Raw genomic sequence first — 20322 nt, 5'->3', positions numbered from 1 at the left:
TCCACATGAGCTTAGCGAAACCGATCCTGCTTGTTGGCGCCGGAGCGCTGGGATCATCGATTCTGAAGGGGTTCCGCATCGCCGGACATGTGGCACCGTCCGACATGATGATCCTGGACCTGAAGCCAGGTGATGAGGCGCAGGCCTATGCCGCTGACGGTGCACGGCTCAATCCGCAGCCGGAGGCGTGGGTCGAGGCGAAAACCATCATTCTGGCTGTCAAGCCGCAGGGCTGGTATGCGGTGGCGCAGATCCTCAATGGCAATATCGCCGATGACGCGGCCCTGATCTCGGTCATGGCCGGCGTGACGACGGCGCAATTGGGCCAGGCTTTCGCCGGTCATCCGATCGCGCGCGTCATGCCGACGACCGGCGTGGCGACAGGCAAGGGCGTAGCCAGTTTGTACGGCGCCTCCGATGCCGCCTTGGCGGCGGCGCGGGGCGTCTTCGCGCCCATGGCCCAGACGGTGGAATTCAGCGACGAAGGCCAGATCAATTCCGCCACGGCGGTCTCGGGATCGGGCCCGGCCTATGTCTACGCCTTTGTGCGGGCGTTGGAAAAGGCAGGCAAGGCCGCGGGGCTATCGACCAGCCATGCCCGCGACCTGGCGCGCGGCACCCTGATTTCGGCTGCGCGGCTTCTCGACGAAACGGGTGAGGAACCGGACGCCCTGATCAAAAAGGTCGCCTCGCCCGGCGGCACGACCGAGGCGGCGCTCAATGTCCTATGCAAACCCGGCGAAGGCCTGGATGAACTCATCCTCGCCTCCGTCGAAGCGGCGCACAAGCGATCGAAGGAACTGGGCTGACGCTCGTCCACCGGATGCGCGCCGGGGCTATTCGATCTTTAGCGCGGCCTTGATCGTGTTCCAGTCGACAATCTTGAAGTTCTGGCGCTGACTGGCCGCGGCTGGCGTTTCGCCGTCCGTGTCCGAATCGTCTTGCATGACGACTACGCCATTGGCGTAGGGACCGACCGCGCCACCAAGCGCCGCTACGCCGTCCGTGCCGGTCACCGCATCGACCCCATTGCCGGGATAGACTGAGAAACGGCCCTGATAGACTGGCGTAGCCCCTTCGACACGCCAGACGGCAAAGGCCGAATCGCCTTGCGATGAGGCGATCAGATAGGTTTTCACGCCGTCACGCAGAAGCGTCAGGCCTTCTATGTCGGCGACCAGTTTCTGCGATGGCAAGGATTCCACGGCCGTTCGGGTGTTGCCGCTGGCCGGGTCTAGGCCATATTGCCACAGGGCAACATTTTCCTCGGCGATGTACAAACGTCCGCTGACATCGTCTGCGACGCAGCCTTCGGACTGGCTGCCCACCGCGAATTGCCGCACAATGGTGGCCTTCGGCTGGCCGTTTTCGACGGTCAGAACCGACTGCGTAACGTCGCCATCCTTTCCGACCATGATCAGGCTAAGACGATTGTCCCGCGTAACCCCCATGCAGAACCCGTAGGCCTCGCTTGCCGGTATCGCAACGAAGCCCGAAGGGGCGGTTTGCAGGGTGGCGGCATCGAGGGTGAAGAGGGCCGCGCCTCCCTTTACACGGTCCGAAGCCGCGATGACGGTATCGGGCAGGCCCGCAATTTTCAGACCGCTGCGCAGATCGACATTGTTCATTGGACCGACCGGCAGAAACTGTTTTTGCTTGCCTTCGATGTCGTAGACGTAAAGGCCCGCTTTCTTGTCGGTGGCGTAGATCAGAGCGCGGCGCGAATCGTTTGGATCGACCCAGATTTCGGGGTCGTCGGCGCTGTCCAGATTAAGCGTAGCGACGGCCTGGGTTTCCGCTGACGCAATCACAGGTGTCCCGGTTCCATTTACGAGTAATTTTGAGTCGGAAATTAATTCCGGGTGTACAGTTGTGCATGCGGACAGGAGTGTTGCAGTTAAGACAACGGCAGTCGTTGTCATGAATCTGTTATATAATTTTGTCAAATACATCATGTGCTCCAACTATTACCTCTATTTTCGTGGGTATAGCAAAGTTCATTGACTTTGCACTCAATATTTCTTTGAAATGGGGTAGTTTCAAAAATGTATACGATGAAATATTTGTTGACGGGCGCGGCTATGGCCCCGCTTGCCTTTGGTCTTGCTGGGGCCAGCCAGGCCCAGGACGCCGCTGTAACCGCGGAGGCGCCTGTTGATGTTGTGGTATTCGGCACGCGTGCGGCCGAGCGGCAATCGCTCGATCAAAAACATGCGTCGCAGGTCACGCGCGAAGTCATCACCGCTAACGACGCCGGCAAGTTGCCTGACCAGAACGTAGCGGAAGTTGTCACCCGTATGCCGGGCGTCACGGTCGCGGATGATCAGGGGGAAGGGCGCTATGTCGTCATTCGCGGTCTCGATCCCTCACTCGCCGCCGTGCGCATCAACGGACAGGATGCCGCGGCACCCGAAAGTGATACGCGTTCGGTCAAGCTGGACACGATCCCGACAGGCCTTATCGGCAGTGTCGAAGTCATCAAGAACCAGACGGCCGAATACGATGCCAGCGCCATTGCCGGCGCGGTCAACGTCAAGACCCTGTCGGCCTTCGACCGCAAGAAGCCGTTCCTGACGGCGCGCTATTCGGCAGGCTATTTCGAGCTGAACGAAAAGACCTCATATGATGCCGACGTGTCGGCGGGCACGCGTTTCGGGCCGAACCAGGCCTTCGGTATCGTGGCGGCGCTCAATTCGTCACGCCGTCCGCAGGCTTCGGATAACCTCCAAGGGACGGATGGCTGGAAAAATGGCGTGCCGGATGACTGGCGTCTGCGCGACTACTACGTCATTCGCAATCGCCAGGGCGCGGCGCTGAATTTTGACTATAAGCCAAGCGACGATTTCCATCTGTACGCCCGCACCTTGTTTTCGCACTTCACCGACATGGAGCAGCGCCAGCAGTTTCGCGTCAATCTCGACGGGGCAAAGATTACGAACCCGGTCGGCAGCACGGCCAGCTTCGCCGCCACCAAGGCGGCCGTTCGCGACGCCAAGTACCGGTTCGAAGACGAACATATCTCGACCGTCAACCTGGGCGGGGAATTTACCGTCGGGGCGGGCAAGCTGGAGGTCGACGTGACGTCGTCCTCGGCCATCAAGGATGACGATCCCCGCTATAATTTCTCCTACCAGACCGGCAAGAGCGATGTGAAGGGAACCTACGACCTGTCGGACGTGCTGTTCACCGTCACGCCGAATGCCGCCGCTTACGACGCATCAAAGTACAAGGCGAAGGAAGCGACGCTGGAAGCCGACCACGGCCGCGAAACCATGAACCAGGCGTCGGTGGATTATACCTTGCCGACCACGCTGTTCGGTGCGGACACAGTCGTCAAGACCGGCGTGAAATATTCGGAGCGCCATAAGCGCAGCGAGGTCGATTACCGCCTGTATAGTATTGGCGGCAACATGTTGCTATCAGATTACCAATCAGGCGAAGCCGGGCCGATCAACGGCAATGTCTTCGGTCCCACCGTCGATTTCCTGAAATCCCTGGCCTATGCCCGGGCCAATAACCTGCTGGTGCTGCAACAGGCGAAGAGCGTGGCCGACGATCTGGGCGGCGACTATGATGTCCGTGAAAAGGTCACCGCGGGCTTTGTCCAAGCCACGATCCACAGCGGCAATCTGACCTTAACCCCCGGCCTTCGTGTCGAACACACCGCCGCCGACTACGCGGCTAAGGCGTTCGACGAAAATTCATCCTTCGACACCCCGCTCAACAGCTTTGGAAAGAAGGACTATACCGACCTGTTTCCGTCCCTGGTCGGTCGCTATGATTTCAGCGGTAACACCCTGGCCCGTTTCGCCGCCACGACGGCCATCGGTCGTCCGAACTATGTTGACCTGGCACCGCGCGTGAACATCAACCGTGATGACGACGCGCTGGACATCGGCAATCCGAACCTGAATCCGCTGAAATCGGTCAATCTCGATGCCGGTTTCGAGCACTATTTTGGCCGCAAGGGTATGGTTTCGGTCGCCGTCTTCCACAAATCGATTGACGATCCGATCTTCGTCACCGGCCGCACAGCCAATAATGAACTGATCAATGGCACGGTCTATAACGGTGCGTCGATCACTCAGGCCGTCAATCTGAAGTCGGCCAAGGTCAGCGGCGTCGAATTCAACTATGTCATGCAGTTCGATAGCCTGCCTGCGCCGTTCGATGGCTTGGGCACATCGCTCAATGTCACGGCACAGGATTCGAGCAGCGACGGAGCGCCCGGCCGCAGTGGTGATGTTCGCCTGATCTATACATCAGACCTGACCGGTACCGCCGAACTGACCTACGAAAAGTACGGCTGGACGGCCCGCGTCGCCTATTCCTATCGCTCAAAATACCTCGATACCCTGGGCGAAACCGCCGCCACGGACATCTACACCGCCGCCAATGGCAAGCTGGACCTCAAGCTAGGCTATGCCGTGACGCGCAATGTGCAGCTTTATGTCGAAGGCAAGAACCTCAACGAGTCGGTCTGGCGCCGGACCATGGGTGGTGGCACGCAACTGGTCGAGAATGAGTTCTACGGCCGTACCTGGCGCGTCGGCGTCGCGGCAAAGTTCTAGACCGCACGACAGCCTGACCTTTCCCTGAAGGCTTTAACTCTGTGCCCGCTTCGAAAGGAGCGGGCACTTTTTTTGACGCCCGGCCCGGATATAATCTTCGGGCGTCCGGTTGCGTGGTGATTTCATTGCCGCTAAAGCACGGCCATGCTGCGTATCACCGAATTGAAGTTACCGCTCGACCACGCGCCGGAGGCCCTGGCGGCCGCCATTCAGGCGCGGCTCGGCATCGTGCCGGAACATCTGCTGTCGTTTACCGTCGCGCGCCGGGCGCATGACGCGCGACGCAAGTCGGCGATCCTGATGATCTACTCCGTCGATGTGACGGTCACGGACGAACCTGGGGTGCTGGACCGGCTGGCCGGCGATCCTGGCGTCAGGCTAAGCCCCGATACCGAATACCGCTTCATCGGGACGCCAGCGTTGGATATGGACAGGCATCGTCCCGTCATTATCGGCGCCGGGCCGTGCGGGCTCTTCGCCGCGCTCATCCTGGCGCAGATGGGCCTGCGTCCCATTATATTGGAGCGCGGTAAGGTGGTGCGCGAACGTACCAAGGATACTTGGGGGCTATGGCGGCGCGGCGAACTCCATCCGGAATCGAACGTTCAATTCGGTGAAGGCGGCGCCGGCACATTTTCCGACGGCAAGCTTTACAGCCAGATCAAGGATCCGCGCCATCTTGGCCGCAAGGTGCTGACCGAATTTGTCGAGGCCGGCGCGCCGCCGGAAATTCTGACCGAGGCCCACCCGCATATCGGCACGTTCCGCCTGGTCACCATGGTCGAGCATATGCGCCGAACGATTGAATCGCTGGGCGGCGAATACCGCTGGGAACGTCGTGTCGAGGATATCAACGTTCATGTCGCTCGGGACGGCACCCGCAGCCTGCGTGGCTTGCATCTGCATACCGGCGAATATCTCGAAGCGGATCGGGTTGTTCTGGCGGTTGGCCACAGCGCGCGCGACACCTTTTATATGCTGCATGATCGTGGCGTGTTCATCGAAGCCAAGCCCTTTTCCATCGGTGTACGGATCGAGCATCCGCAATCCTGGATCGACATGGCGCGCTTCGGCGCCTGCGCCGGCCATCCCGACCTCGGCGCGGCGGCCTACAGCCTGTCGCATCATTGCGCCAATGGCCGGACCGTCTACAGTTTCTGCATGTGTCCCGGTGGCCGGGTGGTTGCCGCAGCGTCGGAACCTGGCCGCGTCGTCACCAATGGGATGAGCCAATATTCCCGTAAGGAATTCAACGCCAATGCCGGTTTTGTCGTCGGTATCGACCCGGAGCGGGACTATCCTAGTCATCCGTTGGCCGGGATTGAGTTACAGCGCCGGCTGGAAACGCAGGCCTTCGTGGCGGGCGGATCGAACTACCAGGCGCCGGGGCAAAAGGTAGGCGATTTCCTCAAGGGCCAGGCGTCTACGGCATTTGGCGAGGTGCTGCCGTCTTACAAGCCGGGTGTGCATCTGACTGATTTGTCTGCCTGCCTGCCCGACTTCGCCGTCGCCGCCATGCGCGAGGCCTTGCCGGTCTTTGGCCGCCAGATCGCCCGCTATGACCATCCGGACGCCATCATGACCGGCGTCGAGACGCGGACCTCATCGCCTATTCGCATCACTCGTGGCAAGGATATGCAAAGCCTGAATACGACCGGTTTGTACCCGGCCGGCGAAGGCGCGGGCTATGCCGGCGGCATCTTGTCGGCGGCGATAGACGGCATCAAGATCGCTGAGGCCGTTGCGCAGGCCTGGATCACGTCTTAGAAATAATCACGCCTGGGCAATCGGCAGGCTGATACAGGCGCGCAGGCCACCCGATGGGCTGCTATCCAGCGTCAGGTCGCCGCCATGGCCGCGCACGATGTCGCGGGCAATGGCCAAGCCCAAGCCGACGCCCTTGATGTTTTGATTGCGCGCTTCGTCGAGTCGCGAAAACGGCTTGAACGCTTCTTCGCGTTTTTCCGGCGCGATGCCGGGGCCATCGTCGTCGATGATGAGCAGCAGGCGTTGCCCTTCTACGCGGGCATGGAAGCGAACATGCTTGCCGTAGTGGAAACCGTTCATGATAAGGTTCGTCACGGCGCGCTGGACCGCTAATTCGCGGATGGTCACGCGCTGATCGGTCTCAAGCGCTTCGGTCTGTAATTTGTGACCGGTGCGGGCAATGTTGTCGCTGATTGTGTCCATGAAGTGCCGGACCGATACGCTGTCGGTATTTTCCGACATCTCGCCACGCGCGAAGGCCAGGTATTCGTCGATCATATAGGCCATTTCCGACACGTCCTGTTTCATGCGTTCCGTGGCGGTGTCCTGGGGGGCCATGGCCAGTTCGAGTTTCAGGCGCGTCAGCGGCGTGCGCAGATCATGACTGACCGAGGCGAGGAGGGTGGTACGCTGTTCGATCTGGCGCTGGATGCGCGCCTTCATCTTCAGGAAGGCCTCGGCGGCGGCGCGGACTTCGGTGGCGCCGTAGGGCTTGAATTTCGGGTCTTCCTCGCCGCGGCCGAACCGTTCCGCCGCCTGACTCAGCCGTTCGATGGCTCGTACCTGATTGCGGATGAACAACATGGCGATGGCAGTCAGGATACAGGTCGCGCCCAGCATCCAGAAGATGAAGATATAGCCGGTTGTGGCAAACGCGCGTTCCTTTGGCGCGATGAAGCGCAATACGCCTTCCTTGACCTGCACGCGGATATCGACAACGCCGGGATAGCGGGTCGTATCGAACCAGAAGGGCTGTTCGAGCTGGTAGCCCAAGGCCTGGTTCATGGTGCGGTTCAAGGCGAAGAAGATCGATGGACGCTGGTTCGTCGGCAGTTTTTCACCGGCCCTTAGCGAGATCGACAACTGCATTGACGTGTCGGCCTGAACCTTGATTTTTTCCAGATTCTTCGCGCTCGGGTCCTCTTCATAGGCGCGTACGGCCCAGGCGATGTCGCCGGCCAGACCTTCCGACAGCTTGGCGGTGACGGTTTCCCAATGCTTGTCGAAAAACACCCAGGTGACGGCGATCTGCATGATGGCGATCGGCAGCACGATGATCAGCAGAACACGCGCCATCAGGGAGCGCGGCAATGCGCGCTTGATATAGGCAGGCCAGAATTTCAGTCGCGGCAGCTTGAAGGCCATTCGGGATGGCCTTAATCCGGCGCCAGCATATAGCCCTTGCCGCGAACGGTCTGGAGGTAGCGCGGGTTCTTTGGATCCTGTTCGATCTTGCGGCGCAGGCGGGTGACCTGAACATCAACGGCGCGGCCGGTGGTGTCGACGCTGTCCTTGGCCAGGTCCATACGGTCTACCGGCACATTGGCGCGTTCGGCCAGATATTTGAGCAGTTGCGATTCCGCCTCGGTCAGGCGAACCAAGGCGCCGTTCTTGCTGAGTTCCGAGCGTTCCAGGTCGAAGCTGAACGACCCCATGGTGATTGATTTCGGCAGGGCGGGCTTTACACCAGCGCGACGCAGAATGGCTTCGATGCGCAGCAGCAGTTCCTGCGGTTCGAATGGCTTTGACAAATAGTCGTCGGCGCCGATCGACAGCCCCATGATACGGTCGTCGGGCAGGCCGCGCGCCGTCAGGATCAGGATGGGCACGTTGGAATTGGTGCGCACCCATTTCGACAGCGAAAAGCCGTCTTCGCCCGGCATCATGACGTCGAGGATCAGCAGGTCGAAGTCTAGCAACTGCAACATGCGCTTGGCGGCGTCGGCATGGGCGGCGGCGGTGACGCGAAATCCCTGTCGCGACAGAAACTCTTTCAACAGGGTGCGGATACGGTCGTCATCATCGACCACCAGCAGGTGGCGGGTGGTGGCGTCATTCTGTGACGCGCTTTGCCCAGGGGCCAGGCTCATAGTTTTCAGCTCTCTCACGTGTTCAAGATGCGACTCTTAAACAGAATTGCGGCTTTTGACAGATCACTATTCGTTGAGAAATGTAAAGTCGTCACAATTGCCGCACGCCGACCGCCGTGTCCCGAATTGTCTTCACTGCGTCTTTGCGCTGGACAGACCGCCGATAGTGCTGAACTAATTGCGCCATGACCGATACCCCCGAACAGATCGCGATCCGGCACGGGCTGCAAAATCCCGACCTGATGAAGGCCGCGCTGGCGCTTTACGACAATCGTCTGGAAATCGCTGAGCCCATTCTGCGTACCCATCTGAAAGCCGATCCGTTCGATGTGGCCGCCATACGGATGCTGGCCGAGGTGGCAGCGCGTATTGGGCGCTATCGCGATTCCGAAAATTTGCTGCGCCGCGCCGTTGAACTGGCGCCCGGGTTCGGGGCCGCCCGCGCCAACCTGGCCTCTGTCCTTTACAAACAAAACCGCGCCGAAGAGGCGATAGCCGAACTGGATCTTTTACTCGCCGACGGAGGCAATGAGAATATCGGCTTGAGCAATCTCAAGGCGGCAGCGCTCAGCAAGATCGGTGGCTTCGACGAGGCGATACGCCTGTACCAGGACGTGGTGGCACGTGCCCCCAACCAGCCAAAGGTGTGGATGAGCCTGGGGCACATGCTGAAAACCGTGGGACGCCAGGATGAAGGCGTCTCCGCCTACCGAACGGCTCTGGCGATCCAGCCGACCTTGGGCGAAGTGTGGTGGAGCCTGGCCAATCTTAAAACCGTGCGGTTTTCGCCCGAAGACATGGCGGCCATGCAGTCGGCGCTGACCCAGCCAGACCTGAGCGATGAGGACCGGTTTCATCTCGATTTCGCCTTCGGCAAGGCGTTCGAGGACCAGAAGGCCCATGCCGAAGCGTTTGAGCATTACGCGCGCGGCAATGCCTTACGCCGCCGGTCGATCGATTACAGCGCCGACGATACGACGGCATCAGTTGATCAGAGTATAGACCTGTTCACGCCAGACTTTTTCGCCGCCCGCGCAGGCCTCGGCAGCGATGCGCGCGATCCGATCTTTATTTTGGGTATGCCGCGTGCCGGTTCTACCCTGATCGAACAGATACTCTCCAGTCATAGCCAGATAGAGGGCACGTCCGAATTGGCCGACATTCCGGCCCTGGCGCGCGAAGGCCATGACTATCCCGCGCGGATTGCCGATATTCCGCTGGAACGCCTCAAAGTCCTGGGGGAGAGTTATCTGTCGCGAACGCGTGTTCAGCGCAAGACCGCCCGGCCTATGTTCATCGACAAGCTGCCAAACAACTGGGCGTTTGTCCCCTTCATCCATCTCATCCTGCCCAACGCCATTATAATCGATGCGCGCCGCCACCCGCTCGGGTGCTGTTTTTCCAACTTCAAGCAGCATTTCGCGCGCGGCCAAGGCTTTTCCTACAGCCTTGACGACATGGGGCGATACTATGCCGACTATGTGCGTCTGATGCACCACGTCGATACCGTCCTGCCTGGCCGCGTGCACCGTGTGTTTTATGAGCGCATGGTCGAAGACACCGAAACCGAGGTGCGGCACCTGTTGGCCCACTGTGGGCTCGACTTCGAGGACGCCTGCCTGCGGTTCCACGAAACGGAGCGCGCCGTTCGTACGGCCTCTTCGGAGCAGGTCCGCCAGCCGATTTTCAAGGCCGGAACCGAGGGCTGGCAAGGGTTCGAGTCGTGGCTGGATCCGTTGAAAGCGGCGTTGGGGACCGTACTGGACCTCTATCCGGACGTCCCTCAATCCCGTTAGGAAGTTACCGTTGCGTAAGGTGGCGTGGCAATTGCGACACAATTGTGATCGCAATTTTGCGTCGCAGCAAATGTCCGTTGACGGCGTTCGGACTCAGGCACAGTCTCGCCCCTATCTACCGACATACGGGGGTTACATCATGAATGCGCGTCGCTTAACCACTACCTTGCTGACGGGCACCATGCTCGCCACTATTCCCGGTCTCGTCTCGGCCCAGACGGCAAAGCCCGATGAAACGATCGAAGTGATCGTTACGGCCCAGAAGCGCGTTCAGCGGCTGCAGGACGTGCCGATCTCGATCCAGGTCCTGGGGACGAAGAAGCTGGATCAACTCAATGTCGCCAACTTCTCCGACTATGTTGCGCAACTCCCCAGTGTGACGTTCCAGAACAGCCCTTACCAAGGCAGCAGTGTCTATATTCGCGGTGTCGCGTCTGGGGGGGACGGCAACCACTCCGGCCCGCAGCCCAGTGTCGGCGTCTATCTCGACGAACAGCCGGTGACAACAATCGGTGGGGCGCTCGACGTCCATATCTATGACGTCGCCCGCATCGAATCCCTGGCCGGACCGCAGGGTACCCTTTACGGCGCATCGTCCGAAGCGGGCACGTTGCGCGTCATTACCAACAAGCCTGACACCAGTGGGTTTTACGGCCGTCTCGATGCTCAGGTGAATTCCGTGGCGCATGGCGGTGTCGGCAACCAGCTCGAAGGCATGGTCAATATCCCGTTCAGCGACAGGATCGCAGCGCGTCTGGTCGGATGGAACACCCATACGGCAGGGTTCATCGACAATGTCCCTGGGACGCGTACGTTTATTGGCGGTCTGACCGTCAACAATAATGCCTATGTCAAGAACAACTATAACGATGCGGACATTTCCGGCGGTCGGGCGGCGCTCAAGGTCGACCTGGATGACAACTGGATTGTAACCGCCTCTATTATTGGTCAGGAAACCAAGGCCAACGGCAGCGCGGGTTATGACCCCAGTGTCGGGGACCTGAAGGTCCAGCACTTCCTGCCGGAATATTCCCGCGATCGCTTCAACCAGGCGGCTCTGACGGTTCAGGGCAAGATCGGCATTTTCGATGTCACCTATGCCGGGGCGTTTCTTGACCGCAAGCTGAGTACGTCAGCCGACTATACCGACTATGCCGAAGCCTATGACCGCATGTATTCGGATGCCGGCGGCGTGGCGGGCTATTTCTATTTCCACAACGAAGCCGGCGACCCTATCTCCTCGCAGCAGAAGATCATTGGCGAAGACCATTTCACCAAGAATAGCCACGAACTGCGCTTCCAAACCCCGCAGGATCAACGCCTGCGCTTTGTCGGTGGTCTCTATTACCAGCGCCAGACGCACCTGATCCATCAAGATTATCAGGTCGCAGATCTGGCGGCGGATGTGTCGGTCACCGGTCATCCGGGCACCTTGTGGCTGACCCAGCAAATGCGGATCGATCGTGACAAGGCCATTTTCGGCGAAGTGTCCTTCGATATTACACCGACCCTGACCTTTACGGCTGGGGCGCGCGGCTTTGAATATGACAATACGCTGATTGGCTTCTTCGGCTTTGGCGAAAACCCGGACTACGACCTGGGGCTTGGGCCGGCAAACGCGGCGGGTGCCAGCTCAGGGGAACGGCGCTGCTTCACGACGGGCAGCTTTGGCGACCCGAACCCGAAGGACGCGTCCGGAACCAAGCTGCCGGCGGCCGTGCCGGGTAGCCCGTGTACCAACCTTGGGGTCCAGCAAGCCGACGGCACCATTCTTCCCAAGGAAGCAAAAGGGCATGGCATCTCGCCGAAGCTCAATCTGACCTGGAAGATCACGCCGGACTACATGATTTACGGCACCTATTCCAAAGGCTTCAGGCCGGGCGGCATCAACCGCCGCGCCGATGTCCGGCCGTACGCCGCCGACTACCTGACCAATTACGAATTCGGCTTCAAGACCAAGCTGCTCGATGGCGCCATGTACGTCAACGGCGCTATCTATGATCAGGAATGGAAAGGCTTCCAGTTCGCCTTCCTGGGCGCCAACAGCTTCACCGAAGTGCACAATGGTCCCAATGCCCGCATTCGTGGCCTGGAAGCTGACGTGACCTGGAACCCGCCGCAGATTATCGGCCTGAGCCTGTCGGCCAGCACCGCGCTCACCGACGCCAAGACGGTCAACAATCTGTGCTATGTCGATGGTGACTCCGCCGCCGACTGCTCCGGTGTCGTCGACGGCACGCAGGACTTTATTTCGGCACCGAAGGGCACGCGCCTGCCCATCACGCCGCAGTTCAAGGTGGCCGGCAATGCCCGCTACACCTGGCAGGTCGGTAAGTATAAGCCGTACTGGCAGGTGGCTATAACTCACCAGACGGATGCGTCGTCCGACATCCGTACGCGCATCCTCGAAACCCATACATTAAATGACATCAATCCGGCGGCGGCATTGGGTAAACTGGCCGCCTTCACCAATGTCGACCTGTCCTTTGGCGTCGATTGGGATAAGTGGACGGCGGAACTGTTCGTGAAGAATGCCACGGATGAACGCGACCAACTGGCCCGCTATCAGGAATGCGGCATGTGCGTGCAGCGGCCGTACATCATCACCAATACGCCGCGCACGATCGGCGTACGCCTCGGCTCGAAGTTCTAGGGCCTATTTTCACCATCAGGGAAGGCGGGTGTCTTCGGACGTCCGCCTTTTTTGTTTACAAATTCTTTATAATGCCGCTTGCCACCGCGCGGGCGATATTGGATTAGTATCGTCTGTAATTTCAGGAGCGTCGCCTTTGCCATTTCATTACGGCCCCGAAAACCTGCAAAGCCTGCTTGGCATTGTCGTTATTCTGCTCGTCTGCTGGGGGCTTTCGGAAAACAAGAAACGGTTTCCTGTTTTCCTCGCGCTCGGCGCCATCGGTGTTCAGGTCACGCTCATCCTGCTTCTGTTCGCCATTCCGCAATCCCACGTCCTGCTGGACGGCATCAGCGCTGGCATGTCAGCGCTGTCCGACGCCACCAGCCACGGTATGCAGTTCGTCTTCGGCTATATGGGCGGCGGCGCGCAACCCTATCAAGTGACGAATGAAGGGGCGCTGTTCGTTTTTGCCCTGCGCGTTTTGCCTCTGATCCTTGTCATCGCGGCGCTGTCCGCACTGTTGTGGCACCTGGGCGTTCTGAAGTTGATCATCCGGGCCTTTGGGTTTGTGTTTGAAAAGCTGATCGGGTTGGGCGGCGCCTCCGCGCTTGGCGTGTCGTCGAATATCTTTGTCGGCAACGTTGAAAGCCTGATCATCATCCGCGCCTACCTCGACAAGCTGACGCGGTCCGAAGTGTTCATGATGCTGGTGGTGGGCATGGCAAACGTCGCCGGTTCGACCATGGTCGCCTATGTCCTGATCCTCAACGATGTCTTGCCGAACGCTGGCGGTCATATCCTGGCGGCCGCCATCGTGTCGGCGCCGGCGGGTGTGCTGTTGGCGCGGATCATCGTGCCGGAAACCGTGGACCGCAAGACGGAAAAGGTCGATTATTCATCGTCGCTCAAATACGACAGCGCCGTTGACGCTGTGTCAAAAGGCACCGCCGACGGCATGATGGTCGCCATGAACATCGCCGCCATTTTGATTGTCATGGTGTCGCTGGTGGCCTTGGTCAATATGGTGCTGGGTGGTCTGCCGAACTGGGGCGGACAGCCGGTCACGATCGAACGCATCCTTGGTGTCATCTTTACGCCTCTGGCCTGGCTAATCGGCATACCGTGGGCAGAAGCCGCCAAGGGCGGTTCCATCCTCGGTATCAAGATGGTCCTGACCGAATTCGTCGCCTTCCTGAAACTGGCAGCTATTCCCCTGGCGGACATGACGCCGCGTACGCGCATCATCTTGACCTACGCCACGTGCGGTTTCGCCAATATCGGCTCGGTCGGCATTTCGGCAGCCGGTTTCGGCGCGCTTATGCCGCAGCGCCGCCCGGAAATCCTGGGCATGATCTGGAAAGCGTTGGTCGGTGGTTTCCTGGCGACCTGTTTGTCGGCCGCGGTGGTTGGCGCTTTGCCGAACGCGGTATACGGGCTGTAAGATTATCAGCTAGCATAAAAAAGCAGGCGGCATCCGTCCGGGTGCCGCCTGCTTTTTTGTTAGGTCTGTCGATAGATCAGGCGTCGCCGGACGGCTGAGTGGGCTTGCGCGACAGGATGCCGGTAAAACTCATCACGACCTTGTCGCCTATCTTCAATTCACCGCGACCGAAGATGACCGTCTTGCCGGCGCGGGTGATTTCACCTGTTGCCACGATGATGTCGCCTTCGCGGCCGGGTGATTGGAACTGCGCATCCAGTTGCAGGGTGACGGCAGCACCTTCTCCGAGATGGGGCAGGGCGAAAATGAACAGCGATGTATCGGCCAAGGTAAGCAGACAGCCGCCATGCACGGTGCCGCCGCCATTCAAATGATGCTTTTCCGCCTTGAATGCCACTTTGACGTTGGCGGGATCCTCCGCCTGGTAGTAATAGGGGCCGATCAGACCGTTGAACCCTTCGCGGTCGGGTTCCATAACCCAGCCGGCAAAATCGCCTTCGGTCACCGTTTCCAGTTTGCGCTCACTCATTTCAGAACTCCGGAGTCTTACACCCATGTCTCAGCTTATAGAGGACACGATTTTGGAGCTCTTATCGCAGGTGCGAGACGGAGAGTCCATAAGTCCCAACGACGTCGCCAAGACGATTGATCGTGAAAACTGGCAGCGTGAATTACCGAAGATTCGCGCGGTGATCATCGGCCTGGCGCGTCAGGACAAGCTTCAGGTTCTGCGCAAGGGCAAGCCGATAGAGCCTGAGGGCTTCAAAGGCGTTTATCGTGTCCGCCTGCCGGTTGCGGAATAGACGCTTGCAAAAAGTGAACGGGAACGTACGCTTTTTTTACGTTCACTATTGCCATTTTATCAATAAGCGGCATGTATGATCGGCACTTGCTGACGCGATTGTGCGTAGATTTTATCTAAAAGACCGTATGTCCAAGGCTGCCGCCAAATCCATCCAGGCTGATTTTTCTGTCCAAGGGCCCGAAGGGGATAGCTCGGCTGCTGTGCTGACCCTTACCGGACATTGGGTCATCATGCGCCTGGAGGGGATCGCCAACCGTTTGCAGGCCGCGATCAAGCGCTACGACAAGGTCCGGGTCGACAGCCAGAAACTCGAGACGCTCGATACCGCCGGAGCCTTTGTCCTGCGTCAGGTTCTGGGCGATAAGCTGGATGGCGACGTCTTCCCGCAGAATGAATCTTGGAACCGGCTCTACGGTCTGGTTGATACCTGCAAGGGCGATCTGGACACCTACCAGAAGGACAATCCGGAAAAGCGTCGGTTCTGGCTGCACCCCATCTATTTCATGCTGGTCTATCTGGGTCAGTTGATGACTCGCTTCTGGCGCGGGTTCATCAACCAATCGACCTTCATGGGCCACGTCATCACCTTGTGGATGGTTTCGATCGTGCGGCCGTCGCGCATACGCTGGGCCGCGCTGTTCAACCTGATGCAGCGGGCCGGGCTCGAAGCCCTGCCGATCGTCTTTGTTACGAACATGTTCGTTGGAGCGACCCTCGCGTTTCTGCTCGTCCTGACGTTGAAACAATTCGGTGCCGCCGTCTTCGCCGTCGACATGGTCGCCATCGGCGTGTTGCGGGAATTCGGTCCGCTCATCGCGGCGGTCCTTGTCAGCGGCCGATCGGCATCGGCCTTTGCCGCTGAAATTGGCTCAATGAAGATGAACCAGGAAATCGATGCCATGCGTGTCCTGGGCATCGATCCCTACGAAGCGCTGGTTCTGCCGCGCGTGGTGGCGCTGGTGCTCATGATGCCGCTGGTGACCTTCGTTGGGATGGCCGCCGGCATGTTTGGCGGTGCCCTGGCCATCTGGGGCTCGCTTGGCAATGGCCCGGCCTTCTTCGTGCAGCGGCTCCATGACTATGTACCGGTGGTCAATCTCTTCGTCGGGATGGTCAAGACGCCGTTCCTGGCCATCACCATTGCCGTCGTAGGCTGCCGTATGGGTATGACAGTCAAGGATGACGTCATCAGCCTGGGCCGTCAGGTGACCACGGCGGTGGTCCAATCCATCTTCCTGGTGTTCATGATCGACGCCGTTTTCGCCATGCTCTTCAACGGGTTTGTATTCTGATGAAGAGACGCGTCCTGCCACCGCTCGACAATGAAAGTGACGATCCGATCGTCATCACGGGGCTGAACAACAGCTTCGGGACCAATGTCATCCATGAAGACCTGAATTTGACCGTCAAGCGCGGCGAAATTCTCGCCATCGTCGGCGGCTCCGGGTCCGGTAAGACTGTTCTGTTGCGCTCTATTCTCGGTTTGCAAAAACCGACGTCGGGCGACATCTTCCTGTTCGGACACAAACTGTATGAAGGCAGTGAGGCGCGCACTCGCCAGATCCTTGCCAAGACGGGCGTGCTGTTTCAGAGCGGGGCACTGTTTTCGACCCTGAGTGTCGTTGAAAACGTCATGGCGCCGATGATGGAGTTTACCCGGCTCAGCCGTCGCGAAGCCCGGTCAATCGCGCTGTTGAAAATGTCGCTGGCTGGCTTGCCCTTGCGCGCCGCTGACCTGATGCCTTCTGAACTGTCCGGCGGTATGATCAAGAGGGCCGCGTTGGCGCGTGCGCTGGCGCTCGATGCCCAGCTTTTGTTCCTTGATGAACCGACCGCGGGTTTGGACCCCATCGGCGCTGCGGCCTTCGATACCCTGATCAAGGAACTGGCGCGCAGCATGGACCTGACGGTCTTTATGATCACACACGATCTTGATAGTCTCTATGCCATCTGTGACGAGATCGCCGTGCTGGCTGACCGTCACGTGGCAGAAAAGGGGCCTGTCGAGCAACTGGAAAAATCCGATCACCCGTGGATTCACGAATATTTCCATGGTCCGCGTGGTCGTCTGAGCAAGAAAGAAAAGGCGTAGAACATGGAACGTCAAGCCCACTATGCGCTGGTTGGTCTGGCCACCTTTGCCTTGGCATTGGTGCTGCTGGTCTTTGCCTTCTGGTTTATCCAGTTCGACTTCAACAAGAGTTTCGGCACTTATGAGGTCGAATTCAACACGCCGGTCGATGGTCTCACCAAGGGCGCTGAAGTGCATTTCAACGGCATCAAGGTGGGGGAGGTGACCGGGCTTCGCCTGGGCAACGCCAATACCCACCAGGTCATCGCCACGGTACAGTTGGACGAAGGCACGCCCGTGCGTGTCGACTCCATCGCCTCGCTTGAGCCGCAGGGGATCACTGGCCTTTACTACATGCAGATTTCGCCGGGGTCGGCCAACGCGCCACTGTTGAAACACGAACCGAACGCGCCGCCGCCATTGATTCACTCGGAAGAAAGCGCCTTGTCGAAATTGCTGTCCGGTTCCGGTTCGGTGATCGAAAATACCTATGAAAGTCTGAACCGTGTCAACCGGCTTCTGTCAGACCAAAATATCAAGACCTTCTCGGATAGCCTTAAAAACCTTGAAGAAATTACGGCCATGCTCAAAGGCCGCGAGCAACTGATCAACGATACGCATGAGGCTATTATCAGCGCCGGTCAGGCGGCCGACGCGGTGACCAAGCTGGCCAATTCGACCAACACGGTCGCGGCGGAACGCGTGCCCCAAACGCTGGACCAGATCAATGCCGCGACCAAGAAGCTGGCCGATGCCGCCGACCATGTGTCCGCCGTGGCCGACTCGATCAAAGCGCCGGCCGACCAACTCAATTCCAGCACCATACCCGAGCTTGAAGAAAGCCTGCGCAACCTGAACGATGCCTCCGCCTCGGTTAAGTCGCTGGTCGATCAGGCACAGGCCAGTCCGCAAGGCCTAATCGCCCGTCCGGTCGCCAAGGAAAGAAAGGTGAACCAATGATTTCGCCCATGACTACTCTTAAACCTAGAAGCCTGCCAAAGCGCGTAGGCACCTTGGCGGTCGCCTGCGCGGCGTTGCTACTGACCGGTTGCGTCACCTTGTTGCCCAAGACCAAACCGGCCCAGATGTACCGCTTTGGTTACGACCCGGCGCTGGTGCAGGCCGCGCCGACATCCGGCCCTGTGGCCGTGGGGGCCGCGCCCACGCCGATTATTTTTGGGTCGCTTAGTCTGCCGCCCGACAGCGGCGGCGACCGCATCCTGACCGTCGAAGGCAACCAGGCGTCCTATGTTGCCGAAGCGCGCTGGACGGCGTCGGCCTCGGCCTTGCTTCACGACGCCATCGCCACCGGTTTCGCCCGCGCCGGTCATGGGGTGGGCCTGGAGCCGCGCGGCCCTACGGCCGCGGTTTATCGATTGGATGTCAGCGTACGCAAGTTCCAGACGGACTATACACGCAACCGGCCGACCGTTTCGGTCGAACTGGACGCGCGTTTGATCCGTCTGTCGGATCGTATGGTGGTCGGCCAGAAGTTCATCAGCGCCGATGTGGCGGTCCGTCGCAACGACATGGACATGATGGCCAACGGCTACAATCAGGCCGTGACGCAGGTAGTGACAGGGCTGATCTCTTTCAGCGAATCCTCCGTCGCGGCCCTGCCGATTGCGCCGCAAAATATGGCGCCCGCGACCAAGGGACAAAAGGTCGAAGGGCTTTAGGGCTCTTTTCATGAAAAAAAAGCGCCGGGCGGGATGCCTGGCGCTTTTTTTTTATTCATAGGGTGGGGAGGGCTACGTAGACAGCGCAACCTCATAGGCCGCTTCGGTCTTTTCAGCAATTTCTTCCAGGGTGACATCGGGCGCCAGTTCAATCAGCCTCAGGCCTGAACCATCCGGCTTGACCTCGAACACGCCGAGATTGGTGATGATCAGATTGACCACCTTTGTGCCGGTGAGTGGCAGGGTGCACGCCTTCAGTACCTTAGATTCGCCGTACTTGTTGGCATGGTCCATGACCACTACGACGCGTTTGACGCCGGCCACCAGGTCCATGGCGCCGCCCATACCCTTTACCAGCTTGCCGGGGATCATCCAGTTGGCAATGTCGCCATTTTCCGCCACTTCCATGGCGCCGAGAATCGTCAGATTGATATGGCCGCCACGGATCATGGCGAACGAATCGGACGACGAGAAATAGCTGGTTTCATCCAGCTCGGTGATGGTCTGCTTGCCGGCATTGATCAGGTCGGCGTCGATTTCGTCTTCATACGGGAATGGGCCCATGCCCAGCATACCGTTTTCCGATTGCAGGGTGACCGTCATACCTTCGGGGATATGGTTGGCCACCAGGGTCGGAATGCCGATGCCGAGATTGACGTAGAAGCCGTCCTGCAATTCGGCGGCGGCACGTTTGGCCAGATCGTCTCTGTTCCAGGGCATGATCAGGCTCCTTCTCTGACGCGCACGGTGCGTTGTTCAATGCGTTTTTCGAACGTGCCCTGCACGATACGATCAACATAGATGCCGGGTGTATGAATGTTGTCGGGATCGAGCGCCCCGACCGGCACGATTTCTTCGACTTCGGCGATGCAAACCTTGCCGGCGGTCGCCATCATCGGGTTGAAATTGCGCGCCGTCTTCCGGAAGATCAGGTTGCCGCGCGCATCACCCTTCCACGCCTTGATGATGGACAGGTCAGCCACCAGGCCGGTCTCAAGCACGTAGTCGCGATCGCCAAAACGCTTGATTTCCTTGCCGTCGGCCACAATAGTGCCAACCCCGGTTGCGGTGTAGAAACCGGGTATGCCGGCGCCACCGGCGCGGATGCGTTCAGCCAGCGTGCCCTGGGGGTTGAATTCCAGTTCCAGCTCACCCGCCAGATATTGCCGCTCGAACTCTTTGTTTTCGCCGACGTAGGAGCTGATCATCTTGCGGATCTGGCGGGTCGTCAGCAATTGGCCAAGACCGAAGCCATCGACACCGGCATTGTTGGAAATGACCGTCAGCCCCGTAACGCCCGAATCGCGTAGGGCCGCGATCAGGTTTTCCGGAATGCCGCACAGGCCGAACCCGCCCGACATGACTGTCATGCCGTCGAAGGCCAGGCCATCCAGCGCGGACTTTGCGTCAGCATAGACTTTTGGATTTACGGGTGCTTTTTCTTGTGCGTTTTCTGGCATATTTGCC

17 protein-coding genes are annotated in these 20322 nt (G+C 59.3%); 11 read left to right on the top strand and 6 right to left on the bottom strand.

Annotated features, from left to right (window positions below; translation table 11 throughout):
- Positions 1-5: 5 nt before the first annotated feature.
- Positions 6-809, top strand: a complete 804-nt coding sequence (proC, locus tag RCJ00_RS02795) for a pyrroline-5-carboxylate reductase (RefSeq protein ID WP_316220114.1) — start codon at positions 6-8, stop codon at positions 807-809.
- Positions 810-836: 27 nt separating this feature from the next.
- On the opposite strand, the gene RCJ00_RS02790 is transcribed toward proC, so the two are convergent.
- On the bottom strand, positions 837-1811 hold the full coding sequence (locus tag RCJ00_RS02790; protein ID WP_316220112.1) for a phytase: 975 nt from the start codon (positions 1809-1811) through the stop codon (positions 837-839).
- 243 nt (positions 1812-2054) lie between these two features.
- On the opposite strand from RCJ00_RS02790, the gene RCJ00_RS02785 reads away from it, so the two are divergent.
- Both RCJ00_RS02785 and RCJ00_RS02780 read left to right on the top strand, forming a co-directional pair.
- Positions 2055-4571, top strand: coding sequence for a TonB-dependent receptor (locus RCJ00_RS02785; protein WP_316220111.1), 2517 nt, complete (start codon positions 2055-2057; stop codon positions 4569-4571).
- Between the two features lie 144 nt (positions 4572-4715).
- Positions 4716-6338 carry an NAD(P)/FAD-dependent oxidoreductase gene (locus RCJ00_RS02780; RefSeq protein ID WP_316220109.1) on the top strand — a complete coding sequence of 541 codons (1623 nt, stop codon included), beginning with the start codon at positions 4716-4718 and terminating at the stop codon, positions 6336-6338.
- A 6-nt stretch (positions 6339-6344) separates the two neighbouring features.
- Here the strand turns inward: RCJ00_RS02780 and RCJ00_RS02775 are convergent, their stop codons facing one another.
- Together RCJ00_RS02775 and RCJ00_RS02770 are read right to left on the bottom strand one after the other, a co-directional pair.
- Positions 6345-7703 (bottom strand): ATP-binding protein, encoded by a 1359-nt coding sequence (locus RCJ00_RS02775; RefSeq protein WP_316220108.1) that lies wholly within the window; start codon positions 7701-7703, stop codon positions 6345-6347.
- 11 nt (positions 7704-7714) lie between these two features.
- Entirely contained in the window at positions 7715-8428 is a 714-nt protein-coding gene (locus RCJ00_RS02770; protein WP_316220107.1) for a response regulator, read from the bottom strand.
- A gap of 185 nt (positions 8429-8613) precedes the next feature.
- Here RCJ00_RS02770 and RCJ00_RS02765 point away from each other — a divergent pair, with 185 nt between their 5' ends.
- From RCJ00_RS02765 to RCJ00_RS02755, 3 genes are all read left to right on the top strand, one after another.
- Entirely contained in the window at positions 8614-10224 is a 1611-nt protein-coding gene (locus RCJ00_RS02765; protein WP_316220105.1) for a tetratricopeptide repeat-containing sulfotransferase family protein, read from the top strand.
- A gap of 139 nt (positions 10225-10363) precedes the next feature.
- Positions 10364-12877, top strand: coding sequence for a TonB-dependent receptor (locus RCJ00_RS02760; RefSeq protein ID WP_316220103.1), 2514 nt, complete (start codon positions 10364-10366; stop codon positions 12875-12877).
- 136 nt (positions 12878-13013) lie between these two features.
- The gene (locus RCJ00_RS02755) at positions 13014-14300 is read left to right on the top strand and encodes a NupC/NupG family nucleoside CNT transporter (RefSeq protein WP_316220102.1); all 1287 of its coding nucleotides are present in this window, start codon (positions 13014-13016) and stop codon (positions 14298-14300) included.
- 76 nt (positions 14301-14376) lie between these two features.
- Here RCJ00_RS02755 and RCJ00_RS02750 read toward each other — a convergent pair whose 3' ends face one another.
- Complete coding sequence (locus RCJ00_RS02750) at positions 14377-14829, bottom strand: PaaI family thioesterase (RefSeq protein WP_316220100.1); 453 nt, start codon at positions 14827-14829, stop codon at positions 14377-14379.
- 25 nt (positions 14830-14854) lie between these two features.
- Between RCJ00_RS02750 and RCJ00_RS02745 the strand changes: the two genes are divergently transcribed.
- From RCJ00_RS02745 to RCJ00_RS02725, 5 genes are all read left to right on the top strand, one after another.
- Complete coding sequence (locus RCJ00_RS02745; RefSeq protein ID WP_316220099.1) at positions 14855-15103, top strand: DUF3253 domain-containing protein; 249 nt, start codon at positions 14855-14857, stop codon at positions 15101-15103.
- A gap of 127 nt (positions 15104-15230) precedes the next feature.
- Positions 15231-16397, top strand: a complete 1167-nt coding sequence (locus RCJ00_RS02740; RefSeq protein WP_316220098.1) for an MlaE family ABC transporter permease — start codon at positions 15231-15233, stop codon at positions 16395-16397.
- On the top strand, positions 16397-17197 hold the full coding sequence (locus tag RCJ00_RS02735; protein WP_316220097.1) for an ABC transporter ATP-binding protein: 801 nt from the start codon (positions 16397-16399) through the stop codon (positions 17195-17197). Before RCJ00_RS02740 ends, RCJ00_RS02735 begins: the two co-directional genes overlap by 1 nt.
- Before the next feature lie 3 nt (positions 17198-17200).
- Complete coding sequence (locus RCJ00_RS02730; protein ID WP_316220096.1) at positions 17201-18136, top strand: MlaD family protein; 936 nt, start codon at positions 17201-17203, stop codon at positions 18134-18136.
- Between the two features lie 8 nt (positions 18137-18144).
- The gene (locus RCJ00_RS02725; RefSeq protein WP_316220094.1) at positions 18145-18855 is read left to right on the top strand and encodes an ABC-type transport auxiliary lipoprotein family protein; all 711 of its coding nucleotides are present in this window, start codon (positions 18145-18147) and stop codon (positions 18853-18855) included.
- A gap of 72 nt (positions 18856-18927) precedes the next feature.
- On the opposite strand, the gene RCJ00_RS02720 is transcribed toward RCJ00_RS02725, so the two are convergent.
- Together RCJ00_RS02720 and RCJ00_RS02715 are read right to left on the bottom strand one after the other, a co-directional pair.
- Entirely contained in the window at positions 18928-19575 is a 648-nt protein-coding gene (locus tag RCJ00_RS02720) for a 3-oxoacid CoA-transferase subunit B (protein ID WP_316220092.1), read from the bottom strand.
- Between the two features lie 2 nt (positions 19576-19577).
- On the bottom strand, positions 19578-20315 hold the full coding sequence (locus RCJ00_RS02715; RefSeq protein ID WP_316220091.1) for a CoA transferase subunit A: 738 nt from the start codon (positions 20313-20315) through the stop codon (positions 19578-19580).
- Between the last annotated feature and the right edge of the window lie 7 nt (positions 20316-20322).

The sequence above is a fragment of the Asticcacaulis aquihabitans genome, from assembly GCF_032490435.1.
Classification (GTDB): Bacteria; Pseudomonadota; Alphaproteobacteria; order Caulobacterales; family Caulobacteraceae; genus Asticcacaulis.
Note: the sequence above shows the minus strand (reverse complement) of the source record. Positions and strands in the feature narration are given on the sequence as shown.